The organism is Streptomyces sp. NPDC017202 (genome assembly GCF_044331705.1).
Lineage (GTDB): Bacteria > Actinomycetota > Actinomycetes > Streptomycetales > Streptomycetaceae > Streptomyces.
Genome location: NZ_JBIRNP010000005.1, coordinates 254769 through 270850 on the forward strand (window position 1 = coordinate 254769; position 16082 = coordinate 270850).

18 protein-coding genes and 1 pseudogene are annotated in these 16082 nt (G+C 72.6%); 8 read left to right on the forward strand and 11 right to left on the reverse strand.

The window, feature by feature from the left end; all coding sequences use genetic code 11:
- Positions 1–254: 254 nt before the first annotated feature.
- Together ACH4N1_RS13670 and ACH4N1_RS13675 are read left to right on the forward strand one after the other, a co-directional pair.
- Positions 255–1610, forward strand: a complete 1356-nt coding sequence (locus tag ACH4N1_RS13670) for a protein kinase (RefSeq protein ID WP_398096984.1) — start codon at positions 255–257, stop codon at positions 1608–1610.
- 60 nt (positions 1611–1670) lie between these two features.
- Positions 1671–2189: an RNA polymerase sigma factor gene (locus ACH4N1_RS13675; protein ID WP_382795600.1), complete on the forward strand. Its 519-nt coding sequence runs from the start codon at positions 1671–1673 to the stop codon at positions 2187–2189.
- Between the two features lie 123 nt (positions 2190–2312).
- Here ACH4N1_RS13675 and ACH4N1_RS13680 read toward each other — a convergent pair whose 3' ends face one another.
- Positions 2313–3032, reverse strand: coding sequence for a PAS domain-containing protein (locus ACH4N1_RS13680; protein ID WP_398096986.1), 720 nt, complete (start codon positions 3030–3032; stop codon positions 2313–2315).
- Between the two features lie 788 nt (positions 3033–3820).
- Between ACH4N1_RS13680 and ACH4N1_RS13685 the strand changes: the two genes are divergently transcribed.
- Positions 3821–5110 carry a helix-turn-helix domain-containing protein gene (locus tag ACH4N1_RS13685; RefSeq protein WP_398096987.1) on the forward strand — a complete coding sequence of 430 codons (1290 nt, stop codon included), beginning with the start codon at positions 3821–3823 and terminating at the stop codon, positions 5108–5110.
- Between the two features lie 128 nt (positions 5111–5238).
- Here ACH4N1_RS13685 and ACH4N1_RS13690 read toward each other — a convergent pair whose 3' ends face one another.
- A complete protein-coding gene (locus tag ACH4N1_RS13690) occupies positions 5239–5517 on the reverse strand; it encodes a hypothetical protein (protein ID WP_398096989.1) in 279 nt (92 codons plus the stop codon).
- An 89-nt stretch (positions 5518–5606) separates the two neighbouring features.
- Here ACH4N1_RS13690 and ACH4N1_RS13695 point away from each other — a divergent pair, with 89 nt between their 5' ends.
- Complete coding sequence (locus ACH4N1_RS13695) at positions 5607–6032, forward strand: MarR family winged helix-turn-helix transcriptional regulator (protein WP_398096991.1); 426 nt, start codon at positions 5607–5609, stop codon at positions 6030–6032.
- A gap of 78 nt (positions 6033–6110) precedes the next feature.
- Here the strand turns inward: ACH4N1_RS13695 and ACH4N1_RS13700 are convergent, their stop codons facing one another.
- Positions 6111–6914, reverse strand: a complete 804-nt coding sequence (locus tag ACH4N1_RS13700) for a hypothetical protein (protein ID WP_398096992.1) — start codon at positions 6912–6914, stop codon at positions 6111–6113.
- Between the two features lie 218 nt (positions 6915–7132).
- Complete coding sequence (locus tag ACH4N1_RS13705) at positions 7133–7600, reverse strand: anti-sigma factor (protein WP_398096994.1); 468 nt, start codon at positions 7598–7600, stop codon at positions 7133–7135.
- A gap of 630 nt (positions 7601–8230) precedes the next feature.
- Between ACH4N1_RS13705 and ACH4N1_RS13710 the strand changes: the two genes are divergently transcribed.
- From ACH4N1_RS13710 to ACH4N1_RS13725, 4 genes and pseudogenes are all read left to right on the forward strand, one after another.
- Complete coding sequence (locus ACH4N1_RS13710; RefSeq protein WP_398096996.1) at positions 8231–8605, forward strand: hypothetical protein; 375 nt, start codon at positions 8231–8233, stop codon at positions 8603–8605.
- A gap of 136 nt (positions 8606–8741) precedes the next feature.
- Positions 8742–9413, forward strand: coding sequence for a HEAT repeat domain-containing protein (locus tag ACH4N1_RS13715; RefSeq protein ID WP_398096998.1), 672 nt, complete (start codon positions 8742–8744; stop codon positions 9411–9413).
- A gap of 3 nt (positions 9414–9416) precedes the next feature.
- A complete protein-coding gene (locus ACH4N1_RS13720; protein ID WP_398097000.1) occupies positions 9417–10442 on the forward strand; it encodes a HEAT repeat domain-containing protein in 1026 nt (341 codons plus the stop codon).
- Between the two features lie 73 nt (positions 10443–10515).
- Positions 10516–11280: pseudogene (locus tag ACH4N1_RS13725) on the forward strand (MFS transporter); the annotation flags it as partial.
- Positions 11281–11784: 504 nt separating this feature from the next.
- Here ACH4N1_RS13725 and ACH4N1_RS13730 read toward each other — a convergent pair.
- The 7 genes from ACH4N1_RS13730 to ACH4N1_RS13760 all read right to left on the reverse strand — a co-directional run bounded on the left by ACH4N1_RS13730 (position 11785) and on the right by ACH4N1_RS13760 (position 15867).
- Positions 11785–12234: a hypothetical protein gene (locus ACH4N1_RS13730; RefSeq protein ID WP_398097001.1), complete on the reverse strand. Its 450-nt coding sequence runs from the start codon at positions 12232–12234 to the stop codon at positions 11785–11787.
- Positions 12235–12259: 25 nt separating this feature from the next.
- Positions 12260–12715 (reverse strand): SHOCT domain-containing protein, encoded by a 456-nt coding sequence (locus ACH4N1_RS13735; protein WP_398097002.1) that lies wholly within the window; start codon positions 12713–12715, stop codon positions 12260–12262.
- 118 nt (positions 12716–12833) lie between these two features.
- Positions 12834–13652, reverse strand: a complete 819-nt coding sequence (locus ACH4N1_RS13740; RefSeq protein WP_398097004.1) for a YhjD/YihY/BrkB family envelope integrity protein — start codon at positions 13650–13652, stop codon at positions 12834–12836.
- 212 nt (positions 13653–13864) lie between these two features.
- Positions 13865–14491 carry an HdeD family acid-resistance protein gene (locus ACH4N1_RS13745; protein WP_398097006.1) on the reverse strand — a complete coding sequence of 209 codons (627 nt, stop codon included), beginning with the start codon at positions 14489–14491 and terminating at the stop codon, positions 13865–13867.
- Between the two features lie 217 nt (positions 14492–14708).
- The gene (locus tag ACH4N1_RS13750; RefSeq protein WP_392245243.1) at positions 14709–14906 is read right to left on the reverse strand and encodes a hypothetical protein; all 198 of its coding nucleotides are present in this window, start codon (positions 14904–14906) and stop codon (positions 14709–14711) included.
- A gap of 170 nt (positions 14907–15076) precedes the next feature.
- The gene (locus ACH4N1_RS13755) at positions 15077–15589 is read right to left on the reverse strand and encodes a hypothetical protein (RefSeq protein ID WP_398097007.1); all 513 of its coding nucleotides are present in this window, start codon (positions 15587–15589) and stop codon (positions 15077–15079) included.
- Positions 15589–15867 (reverse strand): hypothetical protein, encoded by a 279-nt coding sequence (locus tag ACH4N1_RS13760; protein WP_398097009.1) that lies wholly within the window; start codon positions 15865–15867, stop codon positions 15589–15591. The genes ACH4N1_RS13755 and ACH4N1_RS13760 overlap by 1 nt, the downstream gene beginning before the upstream one ends.
- Between the last annotated feature and the right edge of the window lie 215 nt (positions 15868–16082).

Genomic DNA, 16082 nt, shown 5'->3' on the forward strand with positions numbered 1-16082 from the left:
CTAATGACCGCGGTGCGAGGGAGTCCGCCGGCCGACTCAACTTTTAGGGAAAACACGCGACTTCGCCGTGCATCGCGTTCCCGTGTGGATTCCACCGCGCTTCCCGGTGCACTCTCGGAGGACCCCGATTCCCTCGGACAGGGGGACCCCGATTCCCGCGGACAGCCGGCGGTGACAGGCCGCTCCCGGGCCGTGGACACGGGAAACGAACGATGTGGACACACGAGATGAACGACGGAAAGAAGGCTGACGGCATGCACCGTGCGCTGTGTCCGGTTGAGTCGCTCTACGTGGGCCAGAGGAGCAGGGCCGTGCTGTCCTGCTCCCTGCGCGGACCCGTCGACGTCGGGGCGCTGTCGGCCGCGTTCGACGCGATGACGCAGGCGAACCCGACGCTGCGCTCCCGCATCGTCGAGGAGGGCACGGGCCACGTGCTGCGCCTGCTCGACGAGGACGAGCGGCCCCGCCTGGTCACCCGTACCGGCGCCGAGGACGAGGCCTACGCGGCGGAACTGAACGACCCCCTGCCCGTCGGGGGGCCGCTGAGCCGCGCCGTCCTGGTCAGCGCGCCGGACGGCGGGAGCCACCTGTTCGTCCTGGTGGTCGACCACACCGTCACGGACGGCCACAGCGGTATCGCGCTGCTCAACGCGCTGTGGGACCGCTACCGGACGCTGGTCGAAGGGGGACGGGACGGCGATGCCGCGGCGTCCGCCACGCCCCGGTGGCCGCAGCCCGTCAGCCGGCTGCTGCCCCCGGCCGACGACGCCGACACGGCCAAGTACCTCGACGGCCGTGTCGAGGAGGCGAGGCGGCACCCGGTCGAACTGGTGCCGTACGACGTGCGGCGGCCGTCCACGACCGGCCGGGCGGCCGGTGAAGGCACGACCGGGGAAGGAACGACCGGGGAAGGGCACATCGAGGTCTGCCGGCTGACCCTGGACACGGAACTCACCGCGCGCCTGCGCCGGACGGCACGCGCGGGCGGCGTCTCGGTGCACGCGCTGATCGCCGCGACACTGCTGGCCACGGCCAGGCGGCGGCTGGACGGCGACGGCGCCCGCACGCTCGGCTGCCTCTCCCCCGTCGACCTGCGCTCCCGGCTCTCCCCGCCGCTGCCCGCGTCCGACATGGTGCCCGCGGTCACCACCCACCTGCAGACCCTCGAGGTGTCCGGGACCCCGGACCCCCTGGACCTGGCACGTACCGTGCACGCCCGGCTGGGCGACTTCATCTCGCGCGGTGACCACTTCCACGAGATGCGCATCACGCCGGAGATCCCCCGGAACCCCACGCTGCAACTCGCCACGGTGATCGTCACCAACATGGGCGTGGTCCCGGGCCCGCGGCTGCCGAGTGGGCTGGAGGCCGTCGACGTCCGCCTGGCGCCGGCCCGCGAGCAGTACTTCCCGCAGGCGGGACGCAGTCCCGTCATGGCGTGCGTGGTCTCCTTCGAGGGCCGGCTCGCCATCGAGTTCCCGCACCACACCGCCTGCTTCAGCCCGTCCTTCATGCGGGCGTTCCGCGACGACGTACGGAACGGCCTCCTCGACCTGATCGGCCGGGCGGACGCGGCGCGGACCGAGCCCGCCCGCCCGGCCACGGGCTGAGCACCGTCCCCTGCGCTCACCCACCCGCCGACCCGGCGCCGTAAGGAGCCCCACCCCGACATGACCGCCGTGAGCGAACTCCCCTCCCCCCTGACCCTGCTCCCCCGCGCCCAGGCGGGCGACGAGCACGCCATGAACCACCTGTTGAACGCCATCACGCCCTATGTCGCGCGCATCTGCCGTTCCATCACCCACGACGACGGCGCCGACGCCGCGCAGGAGGCGCTGCTCGCCGTCTACCGCGGCCTGGGCACCCTGCGTGAGCCGGCGGCGTTCTACGGCTGGGTGCGCTCGGTGACGATCCGCGAGGCGATCCGCGTGGCCAAGCGCAGCGGCGAGGAACGGACCTGCTCGCACCTGGAGTCGCGGCAGGAGACGAACCCGCTGGACGCGGTGCACATCAGCGACGTACTGGAACGCCTGTCGCGGGCGCACCGGCAGGTCCTCACCCTGCGTGCCTACGGACTCAACGAGGAGGAGATGGCCGAGGTCCTCTCCCTGCCCGTGGGCACCGTCCGCTCCCGCCTCTTCCGCGCCCGCCGGCGCTTCCAGGAGGCGTGGCAGCCCTCGGCGGCATGAGGCGGACACGCGCGGCCGCCGGGACCGGCGTCCGGCACGGCGGGGGCCGTGCCCGGGCGACGGCGGCCGGGGCGGTGGGCACCGCCCCGGCCGCCGCTCGGCGAGCGCGGCGGGAGTTCCTGCCTACTTCACGCGTTCCGGCAGGACACGCGGCGGCCATTGACCGACGGCGAACATCCCGAGCGCGTGCGCACGCGCCACCAGGGCCGGGCGGTTGGGTGCGTCGAACCTGCGCAGCATCTGCCCGACGCGGTACTCGATTCCCTGACGGCTCAGATAGAGACGGGAGGCAAGCTGCGCCGTGGACTCACCACTGGCCACTCCTTCGAGGACCTGCGCGTCGAGGGCGCTGAGCACAGGTCCGCCGGAGGGCACCGGCTCACGGTCCTTCTCCGGCCGCCGCGTGCCCCCCGTACGGTGCAAAAGGACGAGGAGAGTGGCGACTTCACCTGAAGGCCTGTTGACGGCGGTCACGGTGACCTGTGCGGAAAAGGTGCGGCCGGCGCCGTCGCGACCGGTGACCCTTTCCGTGAATCGCCTTCGCCGGCCCGAGGAAAGCGCGGCGAACTGTTCCCGCAGCCGCGCGGGAACGGGCGTGCGGAGAAGGTCGAGAAGACCCGATCCGCGTATCTCGCCGGCGTTCAGTCCGAATTGGCGGGCGAATTCGGAATCCGCTGCCCTGACGACCAGGTCACCGGGGGACGCGTGGGCCGTGCAGAAGTCCGATGACGCGTCATCACGCGGTTTGCCGCTCCCGGTGATGCCGCGGTGGGTGCCTGGAGCCGTTCGGGCGGCTCGGTTCTGGTTGCGGGGCGAAGCGTCGGGGAAACTCGTGGTCGCCACGGACGTACCGTCCTTCTTCCTGCGCGTGGGGGGGGCTGGGAAGGGTCGCTGTCGCGGAACTGACCGGGTGCGCCGGTGCCTGGGTGTCGGCGGGCGCCCCGTGACGGCGCGTGCCACCGCGTCGGTGGCCGTGAGCCGGGTGTTCCGCGTCGCCCCGGAGCGGCCGGCGGCGGGCGCCGGACTTCCGGGGCGGATCAGGAGCAGAGGCACCGGCACCGGGAGGGCCGACACCTGGATAACGTTGTCAGGGCCATTCGATCTCGCCGCCCGGCCCTGCGGGAAGGCCGTCGCGCACAGGGGGCGGGGCCGGACCCGCGGCGCCGGGGCCCCCGGCAGACAGGGGCGCGGACGCCTGGTACGCCGGGTCGGTCACGGTTCCCGCGGCAGTCGCGGGACCGGCGACCACGACCAGCCGGGCGACCGGCCTTCGCGACGGGCCGGGTCGGGCGTGACGCAGCACGAATTACCTCCACGAGACGAGTAGGGGAATCGCATCAGGACGGCACGTTCGAGATTAAGGGGGTGGCAACCGCCTTGACAAGGTTTGCCAAGCGAACCGCACAACCTGTCAACTCCCTTGCACATGGCGCGTTTTGGTCACGTGTGACCATCTACCGAAGGGTCGGGCGCCGGAGGGCCGGCGACTGCGCTGAGCAGCGAGATTGACATGCACAAAACGACTTGCCCACCCTCCGGGCGCTTCCTAGAGTGTTGACAACTCCATCCGCACGAGCGGGCGGTCCGGGACGAAAGCCCCGTCGGCCGCACCAACGGACCAGAGGGGAGAGATGCTCGAACAGCCGCATTTCGGCCGTCGGCTGAGGAGACTCCGGCTCGAACGGGGCATGAGCCAGGCCAACCTGGTCGGCGAGGGCCTGTCGACGGGCTACCTCTCACGCCTGGAGTCGGGTGAACGACGCCCCACCGAACGCGCCGTGACCTATCTCGCCCAGCGTCTCGGCGTCGACGCGTCCGCGCTGACCGGACCTTCGGACGGCAGGTCCCTGACCGCGGTGCTGGCCGCCGTGACGTCGGCGCCGCGCGGCATGGACGACACCGCGGCCCTGAGCCGCGCGGTCGAGGAGGACACCGGCGACGATCCCGCCGCCCGCTGGCAGGCCCTGTGGCTGCTGAGCCGCGCCGCCGGCCGGGACGGGGACTGCGAGCGGGAGCGTGTGCAGCTGCTGGAGCTCATCGAGTTGAGCGACCTGTTGGAGGCCGCGGACCTCCGGACGCGGTCACTGGTCCAGTACGCCCGCTGCACCCGTGCCCTGGGGGACATGCGGGCAGCGGAACCGGCGGCCGTGGAGGCGCTGTCCATCGCCCGCGCCGAGGGGCTGTCAGTGGCCGACACCATGGCCGCCGTGATGGTGCTGATCAGCATCGAGACGGAACTCGGCCGGCTCGAGGCGGCCGGACGGCACGTCGAGGAGCTGGAGCGGGACCTGCTGCCCGAGGCCACGCCGGCCCTGGCGGCCGAGGCGCTGTGGACGGCCGCGATGGTCAGCAACCGCCAGGGCGACCACGCGGCCGCCCGGGCCAGGCTGGAAACAGCCCTGGACCTGCTCCCGTGCAAGGACGACCTGATCCTGTGGACCCGTCTGCGGGCCGCCGCCACCGCCGCCGCCCTGCAGATGTCACCGCCCCGGGTGGCCGCCGCCGAGCGCTGGCTGGGCGAGGCCGCGGGTGTCCTCGGCCTGATCGGCACTCCCCTGCAGATACAGGAACTCCGGGCGCTTCAGGCCCATCTCGCCTTCCACAAGGGCCGGCTGGACGACGCCCGCGCCCTCAGCCACGCCCTGCTGTCCGAGGAGGACCTGCGCCTGTCCTACCGCGACCGGGTACGGCTGTCGGTCCTCGACGGCCGGCTGATGATCCTGGCGGGCCGCGTCGACGAGGGCATAGCGGTCCTGCAACGGCTCGGCCGGCAGGCGACGGAGTCGAAGAACCTCGACCTGGCAGCCCACGTCTGGCAGTCCCTCGCCACCACCCTGGCCGACGTCCGCTGCCCCCAGGCACCGGCGGGGGCGGCGGCACGGGGGCACTCCGACGACAGTCGCCCGGGGGCGGGCGGGTGAGACCGCGCGGCGGTCGGCAGGTCGGCGACGGCACGCGCACCCGGACCGGCGGTGCGGTCGGCGGTGCCGCCGATACGGCCGCGGCGCGGTGGTCGTCGCTTCGCGGGGTTCACCGCCGGTCGCGGGGTTCACCGCCGGACGGTGGCACCAAGCGCGAGACGGTCGATCGGGGTCCCGGTCAGGCCCTCCTCCCCCACGATGGTGGCGGTGGAGTGCTGTCCGAGGTCGCCGAGCACGAGTTCGCGGATCTGGATGACGCGGTCGGCGGCTTCGCCGAGCTGGGTCCGGGGGCCGCCGGTCGGCGGCAGCAGGGCGCGTACGGGGGCGTCGGGCGCGCAGCAGGCGTCGCCGGGGCGGTGGAGGGCGCCGTCGTCGACGAGGTGGCCGACCGTGCACCTCGCGTGCACACCCCGACTGCGAGAAATCCCCGCACGCCCCACCGAGCCGCACACCCAAGTTGTACAACTTGGTTGGCAAGGGCGGGTAGGCTGGCGTCATGGACGACGACCAGCTGGCCGAAGAACTGCGCCTGACCATCGGACAACTCGTCCGCACCGTGCGCACCGCCGACAGGATGCCGCCCGGCGAGGCGGCCGTCCTCGGCTACCTGGACCGCAACGGCCCGCTGACCACGGCCGATGTCGCACAACAGCGGGGCGTCAGCCACCAGTCGGCCGCCAAGGCGGTGAAGGAACTCCTCGGTCGGGGCCTCGTGCACGCCGAGTCCCACCCCAGTGACAAGCGCAAGTTCCTGCTCCACATCACACCGGCGGGAAGCGACCGTCTGAACGAGGAGCGCCGAAGGCGCGCGGACTGGCTCGGGGCCGCGATCACCGAAGTCCTCAGCTCCGACGAGCGGGAAACGCTCGCGGCCGCGGTGCCGCTGCTGGCGCGCCTGGACGCGCACCTGAAGGCCAGGTAGGCCGAATCGTCGGAACCCCGGTGCATCGCGTGCGGCGTTCCACCGCACGGGAATGAACCGGGGTTCCTCACGCGGTGGCTACCTGAGCGCCACCGCATCGCCGGCCGACACGATCCGGGCGGTCGTGGTCGTGCCGGGGAAGTACCAGCGCCAGCTGCCCGCCGAGGTGACGGTCACCTTGGTGCTGAGCTGTCCGGAGCCACCCGTCCTCACGGTCTTGACCGTGCTGTAGTGGGCGGCGCCGGCCTTCCGGTACTGGAGCTTCACGTCCTGTCCGGCGAACCCCTGGTACTTCAGGGTCTCCCAGTTCGCCCGCGACAGCTTGCCGGTGATCGTGAGCTTCGCGCCCTTGGCGACCGGCTCGGGGGCCGCGTCCGTCGTCAGCTTCGAGGCCCGCTTCACCTTGTACGCGGCGATGGAATCGGAGATCCGGTAGTCCCCGTCGTTCGCCTTGACGGTGGCGTTCACCGTCCAGAGCCCGGCGATCCTGTTGGAGTCGATGTCGTCACTGGCCGCGATCCAGGCCGGATCCGCCATCATGGTCGCCGTGCACACCGACGTCGTCGAGGACTTCTTCTTGCACGTCGTCCCCATCCAGCTGAAGAAACCGTAGAGGTTCGAACGGTTGAACGTGCTGACGCGGGTGAGTCCCTTCACCCCCGAGTTGTCCCTGACGGTGATGGCGATCGGAAAAGTCACCCTCTGCGCCGTACCCACCGTGACGTCGGCCCCGCCGTTGACGACGGTCGACACCACGCGGACGTCACCGCGCCCCTCGGCATGGGCTCCCGTCGCCGTCGACAACACGAGGGCCACCGCCCCGCACGCCGCCGCCCAGCCGCTTCTTCGCCTTCTTCGCCCGACATGTGTTCCGCCGTACATGACCCTCCCCTGGTAGGTCGACCGTGAAGCCGGTCGACGCTCCCGCAGGCTACACAAAGGTTTCGCCAACACACCGCACTTCGTGCCCGGTTCGCGGGCAGCCCACCGGAGACAGCGACGGTCTGCGCGGACCTCGGCTCCCGGGCGCGGCGTCCCGGGCGCGGTGGACGCCTCCTCGGGACGGGGCTCGCCCCGGGACGAGCGGCGGGGGCCGTCGTTCAGGTGGTGATGGGGATGACGGCGAGGGGGTCGGTGGTGGGCTGTCGGGAGCCGCCGGCGGGTTCGATCGTGATGCCGACGGCCACGACACCGGCCGGCGGGCCCCGCAGAACGCGGGAGGCCTGCTCCGCGGTGCCCGGCAGAAGGCCGGCGGGACGCAGGTCGCCCGCTTCGGCGGCGTACCAGAGTTCGTAGACCTTGTCTCCCGTCAGCGCCGGAAGGTCCTGGGCGGCGAAGACCGCCCGCGCCTCGGAGCGGGACACGACGACGGCTGCCGCGCCCCCACCGGTCAGCGATCCGGAGTGGAGGGTGGCGTCGGGCGCGGTCACGACCTCGGTGAGCGCTCGGCCGGCCGTGTCCGCGCGGGCGGCCCGGTCGCGGGCGTCGTCGGCCCGGGAGTACTGCCATGCGGCGACGCCGCCGAACAGGGCGGCCGCGGCGATGCTCGCGGCCAGCGCGAAGCGCACGGCACGGTGCCCGGCCAGGTGCCCGGTACGGCCTCCGGCCTCCGGCGGTCGGCGGGGCCGGTCCTGGGCGATCCGGCCGATGGCGTCAAGGGTCGGTTCCGTGCAGCAAGCCCTGTTCTCCTCGCGCTTCGTGCTCTCGGCTGCCGTGTCCCGCCGTCCCCCGGTCCGACTCTGGCACCGGTCGGCACCCGCCGCAGTGCGGCGGTGGCACGAGAGTGAGACCATGAAGGGAAAAGCGGGAGGGTGCGGGAGCCGGCTCGGCGCGCCCGGCCAGGGGTGTCGTGGTCACGGTTCCGGCTCGATCACGCCGTGCACGGTGTCGGGCACCGGTTCAAAGACCCCGAGCACGGCACTTCACCTTGTGTGACGACGCGGCCACCCCGGCGGCGGGGGCGGCGTGACGGCGCCGTCACCCCGTCGCGGACATGATCGTTCCCCGCGGCTTCGAAATTTCCGCCCCGTCTCCTCATCCGTCACGCCGGCGGCTTCGAATCCCTCATGTCCGGCACGGCGAGGCGAAAGGCAGCGCCCCTCCCGACGACCCGGCCGCGCCACCCGCGTGACCGGCCGGCCCGAGCGGGGCGGATCCTCGACGTGCTCGTCCCGCGACCTGTCGAAGGAGATATGTCGATGACCGCATCCATGCGAGTCCGCCGCCTGCTGGCCGGAGCCGCCGCGACGGGACTGCTGGCCGGAGGCGCCGCGCTCGGCACATCCGGCACCGCCGCCGCGGCCCCCGCGCCCACGTCCGCCGTCACCACGGTCACCGCGGACCACCACGACAAGTGCGAGTGGAAGCAGGGCCACTGGGAGAAGACGTGGGTCAAGGGCCACTGGGAGAAGAAGCAGGTCGATCACAAGACCTGGCAGAAGGGCCACTACGACAAGCACGGCACGTGGCACAAGGGCCACTGGAAGCACCACTACTCCTACCAGTGGGTCTACGTCCCCGGCCACTGGGACCACCACTGGGTGAAGGGGCACTGGGACTGCACGCACCACTGAGGTGAACGCTCGCGTGGGGGCCGGGTCGTGCCACGACCCGGCCCCCACGCATGTCCGGTCGGCACCTTCGGCCCCGACCTTGCTTGACCTTGACACGGTGACAAGGCCTTCACTGCGTGCCGAGGAGGTGGTTGCGATGACCACGACGAGACAGGACGCGGATGAGGCAGGAGCACTCCGGGGCCTGGCGGACGGCCGTTCGTCCGTACGGCTGCGGGCGGCTCTGGCGGTCGGTACGGCGCCGGATCCGCGTTTCGTCGGCAGGCTGCTGGAACGGTGCGCGATCGAGCCCGAGTTCTTCGTCCGCGACATGCTGACCTGGGCGCTCACCCGCCACCCGGTGTCGGTGACGCTTCCCGGGCTGCTCCGCGAGGTCCGCTCGGAGCGTGCGCAGGCACGGAGCCAGGCGCTGCACACGCTCTCCAAGATCGGGGACCGGCAGGCGTGGCCGGCGATCACCGGTGCGCTCCTGTCCGACGCCGACGACGAGGTGGCGCGGAGCGCCTGGCGGGCAGCGGTCGTCCTCGTGCCGCCAGGTGAGGAGTCCGGATTGGCCGCGTCGCTGGCGACGCAGCTCGGGCGCGGCGACCGGGAGACGCAACGGAGCCTGAGCCGGGCGCTGGTGGAGCTGGGTGACGTCGTCCTGCCGGCTCTGCGCGCCGCGATGACGGCCCCTGATCCGCGGGTGCGCACGCACGCGCTCGCCACCGAACGGCTGCTGCGCGACCCGGACGCCGGATTCGCGTACGCGGTCGAGGAGGCGAAGCGTGTCGTGGCCCTCGGCGGGTCGGGCCCGGAGGGACGATAGGAGGTGTTGATCGGTGAGGTGGCGCGACGGTCCGGGGTCAGCGCCCGCATGCTCAGGCATTACGAGTCGCTCGGCCTGATCCGGCCGTCGGGCCGTACGGGTTCGGGCTACCGGGAGTACTCCGGTGAGGACATCCGGCGGATCTTCCACATCGAGAGCCTGCGTTCGCTGGGGCTGCCGCTGCGGGAGATCGGACGCGCGCTCGACGACCCCGGCTTCACGCCCTCGGCGCTCGTCGGCGACCTCATCCGCCGGACGCGCGAACGCATCGCGGCCGAGACCGAGTTGCTCACGCGGCTCCGCCGGATCGACGCCGCGGAACCGGTCGGCTGGGAGGACGTCCTCCAAGCCGTCGCCTTTCTGCAGGCGTTGGGGTCATCGAGCGCCAACACACGTCAGCGCGCGGCCCTTTCCTCGGTCGACGGGGTCCCGGTGCCGGTGGAGGCCCTGGTCGAGGCGGCTCTGAGCGAGACCGAGCCGAACGTCGCCGGAGCCCTCCGCTGGGCGCTGGCGCGCTCGGGCGACGGCGACGGCGACGGCGACGGCGACGGCGCCACCGCACTGCTGGCGGACGGTCTCGGCTCACCGGTGGCCGCGGTGCGGGAACGCGCCGTTCGGTGCCTCGCCGAGATGACCGGTGGTGAGGCCGCCGCCCGGCTGCGGGACGCCCTCACGCACCCCGATGTCGTGGTCCGCGGCCACGCGGCCCTGGCCCTCGGGACGCGTGGCGTGACCGATGCGGTTCCGACGCTCATCGACATGATCGTGCGGGGAAGGAACGACACCGACGCGGCCGACGCGCTGAGCGTGCTGGCGGCGGGCGACACCGCGACGACGGAGCGGATCGCCACCGGACTCGTCGACCGCCTCGCCCGCACCTCCACCGACGCGCGCGTACGGCTGACCCAGGCGCTGGCGGACATCCCGGGGGCCACGGCGGCACGGGCGCTCGTGGAGCTGTCGCAGGACGGGGACAACGCCGTCGCGCTGACCGCGGCCTACCTCCTGCGCCTGCGCGAAACGCGGTGACGGTCTCCGCCTCGGACCACCGCGTGCGCCGCCCGCGGCACGCAGGAAGGCCGCTCCGCATGAGGCAAGCGTGCTCCTGTCGGCGCCGGTCGCCGTGGCCTGCGGCACGCTGTTCTTCGCGCTGTCGTTCCTGTCGGTCCGACGCGTCCGTCGGACCGAGTCGGTTCCGGAACGCCCGGAACGTCCTCCCCGGGTCTGGCTGCGGATTCGTGAGGGCCTGCGTTTCGTCGTCGGCGACCCCTCGCTGCGGACCGTGTGCCTGGCCTCGGCCGCCTTCCAGTTCTGCTTCGCGGCGACGATGACCGTCTACCTGCTCTTCCTGCCCAGGGAACTGCACCTGTCGGGGACCGTCGTGGGGCTCGCGCTCGCCGCGGCGGGGCCGGGTGCGCTCCTGGGCTCGCTGCTGGCCGCCCGCCTGCCGGACCGGTTCGGCCATGGTGCGGTGCTCGTGACCGCGGCGGCCCTCGGCGACGGCGCGTTCCTGTGCGTGCCCGCGCTGCACGGCTCCTTCGCGGTGACGGTTGCCGTGCTCCTCGCGGTCGGCTTCGTGTTCGGGGCCGGGGGCCAGTTGGTGAACGTCACGGTGATGGCCGTCCGGCAGGCCGTCACCCCGGACGGGATGCAGGGCCGTGCGGCGGCGACGATCACGTTCGCCGGCATGGGGCTGACGCCGTTCGGTTCCCTCCTCGGCGGATTCCTCGCGGAGGAGTGGGGACTGCGCACCGGTCTCCTGGTGACGGCGGCGGGCATGCTGCTGTCTCCCGTGCTGATGGCCCTGTCCCCGCTCGTACGCCTGGGCCGGACGCTTCCGTCCCCGCCGGAAGTCAGGCCCAACTGACCGAGGGCGTCCGAAGCACGCACGACCTGGTGTTCTCACCCACCAGGTCCAGCTCAAGGGCCTGCACATCGGCGCACTCGCGGCCGCGGCCCCGTCCCTCTACCGATCGTTGCTCGCCGAACTCACGGCGCTCATCGCCCGGGGCGTCTACCCGCCGGGGAACCCCCGGGTTCATCCCCTGGCCGAGGGGCCGGCGGTGCTGCGGCACCTCGAAGCGGGCCGGACCCGGGGCAAGCACGCCCTTGATCCCTGGAGCTAGGGTCTTTCGTTTGGATCAGGTCGGATCAAGGAGCGGGGCCTGGTGCCGTGCATCGCAAGGCGGAGGAGGGCGCCATGGCGGAGCCCTGGCAACCGACGACAACGCGGCGAGGGGCGGCACCAGGCCCCGCGAGCCCGGCATGATCCAAACGAAAGACCCTCTAGTGCCGCGCAATGTTCGCCCGTCGAGGAGGGACGTACGGCGACGCTGGTCACTGCCTGCTCGGGCGGCACCGGACGGGCGGCTCACCGGTCGCCGGGCGGCATGGTGTCGAAGGGGTCGGTGAAGTCCTCCTTCCGGGCGACGCACAGGGCCCAGATGACGAACCCCGACATCGCGATCATGACGATCGACCACACCGGGTAGTACGGCAGGGACAGGAAGTTGGCGATGACGACGAGTCCGGCGATGACGACGCCGGCGACTCGCGCCCATGTCGCCGCCTGGAACAGGCCGACGCTGACGACGACGGCGACCGCTCCCAGGGCGAGATGGATCCAGCCCCAGCCGGTGAGGTCGAACTCGAAGACGTAGTTGCGTGTGGTGAGGAAGACGTCGTCCTCGGCGATCGCCATGATGCCGCGGAAGACGTCGAGGATGCCCACGAGTGCGAGCATGACGGCGGCGAAGACCATCAGCCCCGCGGCCCACTCGTACTTCGCCGTGTGTGCGCGGGGAGTGTGTGTGGCGGTCATCTCTGCCTCGTTTCGTCGGCCGTGCTCAGTGACGGGACGCGGTGCCGCGATCGCGGGAAGCCGACGCGCCGTGGTCGCTCAGGACGAGTTCCTTGGCCCGCTGGAACTCCTCGTCGGAGATGTCGCCACGGGCACGGATCTCCGACAGCCGGTTCAGTTCGTCGGCCCGGCTGGGGCCGCCCGCGGTCTCACGGACATAGGCGTCGAAGACTTCCTGTTGCTTGCGGGCGTGCGTGATCTCCCGCTGCCCCATGCTCTTGCCGCGGGCGATGACGTAGACGAACACGCCGAGGAAGGGAAGGACGACGACGAACACGAGCCAGCCGGTCTTGCCCCATCCGCTCAGGGTGTCGTCGCGGAAGATGTCGCCGATGATCCGGAAGAGCAGGATGAACCACATGATCCACAGGAAGAACCACAGCATGGTCCAGAACATGCTCAGCAGCGGATAGTCGTAGGCGAGGTAGGTCTGTGTGCCCATTTTCGGTGCTCCGTTCCGGGCGGGACGCCCGACTGCCGGTTCCTGCTGTCCTCAGCGTGCGCGCACCGGAGGCGAAGGGCCTCACCCGGGACGGGTGAGCTCGTCCCCGCCCGCGTGTTCACCGGTCGCCGTCCGGTCGGCGGGAGGCGACGGCGGTGCGGTACCGGGCGGAGGCCGCGATCCACTGTCCGAGGGCCAGTCCCGCGACGGCCACCAGGAAGACGGCGATCAGCCAGGACAGGAAGGTGAAGACCGGGCCGAGGGGGCCGAACTCGCGCAGGCTGCGCCGCATGACCGTGGGCATGAGCAGTCCGGCGATCCGGCTCAGCAGCACGGTCCCCGCGGCGGCGAGCACCGCGCCGGGCAGCAGGCTCAGCCAGCCGGTCCGACCGCTCAGCAGCAGATGCTGGGACCACCACCACATGAGCGTCGCGGACGTCATCGACAGCACCAGCCCGGACACCACCCCGGTGCCGAAGCCGTCGCGCAGGGGTGCCTGGACGAGGAGGACGGCGAGCCAGACGACGAGCCAGAGCAGCCAGCGCCAGGCCGCGACCCGTATCGGTGATCTGGGCAGGTGCCAGCAGCGTTCGCACACCGCCTGCAACGCGCGGCTGAAGGCCGTGGCGGAGACGAGCGTCAGCACGACGCCCGCGGCTCCGACGGAGTCACGCGTCGCGCTCTCGGGGGCCTGGAAGGTGCGGCGCACCTCGTCGAGGGTGTCGCCGGGTGCGCCCAGGACGGCCGAGAGGGAGTCGGCGAGCAGGTCCTGCACGCCGTCCGGTGCGAAGGCCGCCACGGTCATCAGCAGCGGCAGCGCCGTGAGGAAGGCCTGCGCGGCCAGTCTGACGGCGCCCTCCACGAGGTTGAGCGCCGACAGCATGGGCAGCAGCCGGGCCGCGGGCCCGGCGCGCAGGGCCGCCGTGATCCGCTCCACCGTGTGTCTCCGGCGTGGTGCCGCGTCGGCCTTCCTGGACATCACTCACGGGCCTGCCCGGCCCGGTCCGCCCGCCGGAGCGGCCGGGGCCGGTTCGACGGCGGCCGCGAGCACCGCCAGGACGGCCATGAGCACCAGGACCGGGCCGAGGACCGGGGCCGTCGGGCGAGGGACCTCATGCCGGGGCGTGTGGGGTCGGCCGGGGACACGACTCATGCCCTGCGCAGTGCGGCCCGCCAGGCGAAGGCGATGCCCAGCTCGACCAGACCGAGCAGGAGCAGCCACAGCCCGAGGAGCCGTGTGAGGGCGAGGACCGACTCGGTGGGCAGGGCCAGCACGACGATGCCGGCGACGATGCCGAGGGCCCCCGCACCCAGGAGGAAGGCGCGGTGGGGCAGGCCTCTGACGGCGAGGGCCGTGTAGACGGTCAGCATGCCGGTGACGAGCCAGCTGATCCCGACGATCAGCGAGAGCGCGGTGATCGTCTGCAGGGGGTGCCGCAGGCACAGCACCCCGGCCAGCACGTACAGCACCGCGACGAGCAGCCCGGACAGCCGTTCGCCGGGCTCGCGCCGGGCGAAGACGGAGACGAACCGGAACACGCCGGTCACCAGCAGGTACAACCCGATGATCACCGCCAGCACGTGCAGGGTGGCGTCCGGCCAGGCCAGCGCCAGCACGCCCGGCACGAGGGTCGCCAGCGCCGACCCCAGCAGCCAGGTCCACGAGCCGCCGAGCCGGGCCAGCAGGTCGGCGGGGTCCTCCGCGCGGTCCGGAACCGGCTCGCCGACAGGAGACCGCGCTCCGGTCGGCGGCACCGCGCCATGCGATTCGGTCATGGTTCCTCCTCGTGACACCGTCTCGCCGTCGGCCGGACCGCCGGCCGGCCCGGTGTGGGGTGCCGCACCGGGCCGGCGTCCCGCGCACCCGAGGGGTGCCGGATCACCCCGGCGGGTGACCGCGGCAGCGGCCCGCTCGGTGCGGGCCACCGCGGGAGGATTCCGGCGGCGCCGAGCGGTCCTCTTGCGGATCGCGACGCCGGCGGGCCCGGGCGGGTCACTCCGGCAGTCGCCGCAGCTCCACCACGTGCAGCCCCAGCGACTGGAAGCGGGCCAGCAGGCCGTACAGGTGGGCCTCGTCCACGAGGGGCCCGTACAGCACCGTCTGGCCGGAGATCACCACGTGCTCCAGCTCGGGAAAAGCGCTGGTCAGCGTCTCGGACATGTGCCCTTCGACGCGGATCTCGTACTGCATGGGGTGCTCTCCCGCAGGTGACGTCCACCAGGCCGACCGCATCCACCGTTCCGATGCTCCGCCCTCGTGCGCCCGCCGGCCTCACCCTGCGCAGGTGACCCGCCGCGCCACGAGCCGGCGGTCGGGGGTCGGCGGTCGGCGGTCGGCGGTCGGCGGTCGGCGTCAGTGGGTCAGTGGGTCAGGATCAGTTTGAAGGAGACGATCAGCAGGCCGAGCACCAGGTTGACCGCGGCGGTGCCCGCCACCTGACGCCAGGCCGCTCCGGCCCGGCGGGCGGCGGCCATCGACCAGCCCACCTGACCGGCCACGGCGACGGCGAGCGCCAGCCACAGGGTGCCCGACGTGTCCAGACCCAGCAACGGGCTGACCGCCACCGCGACGGCGGGCGGGACGGCGGCCTTGACGATCGGCCACTCGTCCCGGCACACGTGCAGCACGACCCGGCGGTTAAGGCGTTGCTGCGCCAGCCGCGCGCCGAACAACTGGGCGTGCACGTGCGCGACCCAGAACACCAGACCCGTGAGCAGCAACAGCAGCACCAGTTCGAGGCGCGGGAACGAGCCCAGGGTGCCGGCACCGATCACGACCGAGGCCGCGAGCATCGATCCGTAGACGCCGCCGGTGTAGTCGGCGTGCGCCCGGCGTTCAGCCGCCCGGGTCGCGGCGTGCCCGGTCCGGGACATCACGGCCTCCGTCGCGGGCCCGAGCGCCGCCCCGGCCGCGTCGTCGTCGGTGCCGGTCCGCCTCCGTCCCGGACGACGCCGTCGCCGACGGACGGGTGCCGGGTGACCGGGAAGTCCGCCGGGGTGACGCCCCCGGTCGCCGGGACGGCCGCCTCCGAGCCGGCGAGCCGGGCCGAGGCGCAGGAACCGATGCCGACGGAGACGTTCGTCACGGAGGTGTCCGGCACCATCAGGAACCGGGCCGTCCACAGGACGGTCGGAACACGCCGATGTCTCACGGTGTCCACCTCACCGAGTCGGCCCGGCACCGGAACCGGCACCCGGACGGCGGCCGGCAAGCACGCCGCCGCTGCCATCGCACCACGGATACCCGACGGGCGCCTCACCCACCACGGGCGAGGCCGGCACGGCTCCCGAGGCCGGCGCGGCGGCTCCCGAGGCCGCCACGGGCGAGGCCGGCACGGCCGCCGCCCGCCGCGGGGCCCGGCCTCGG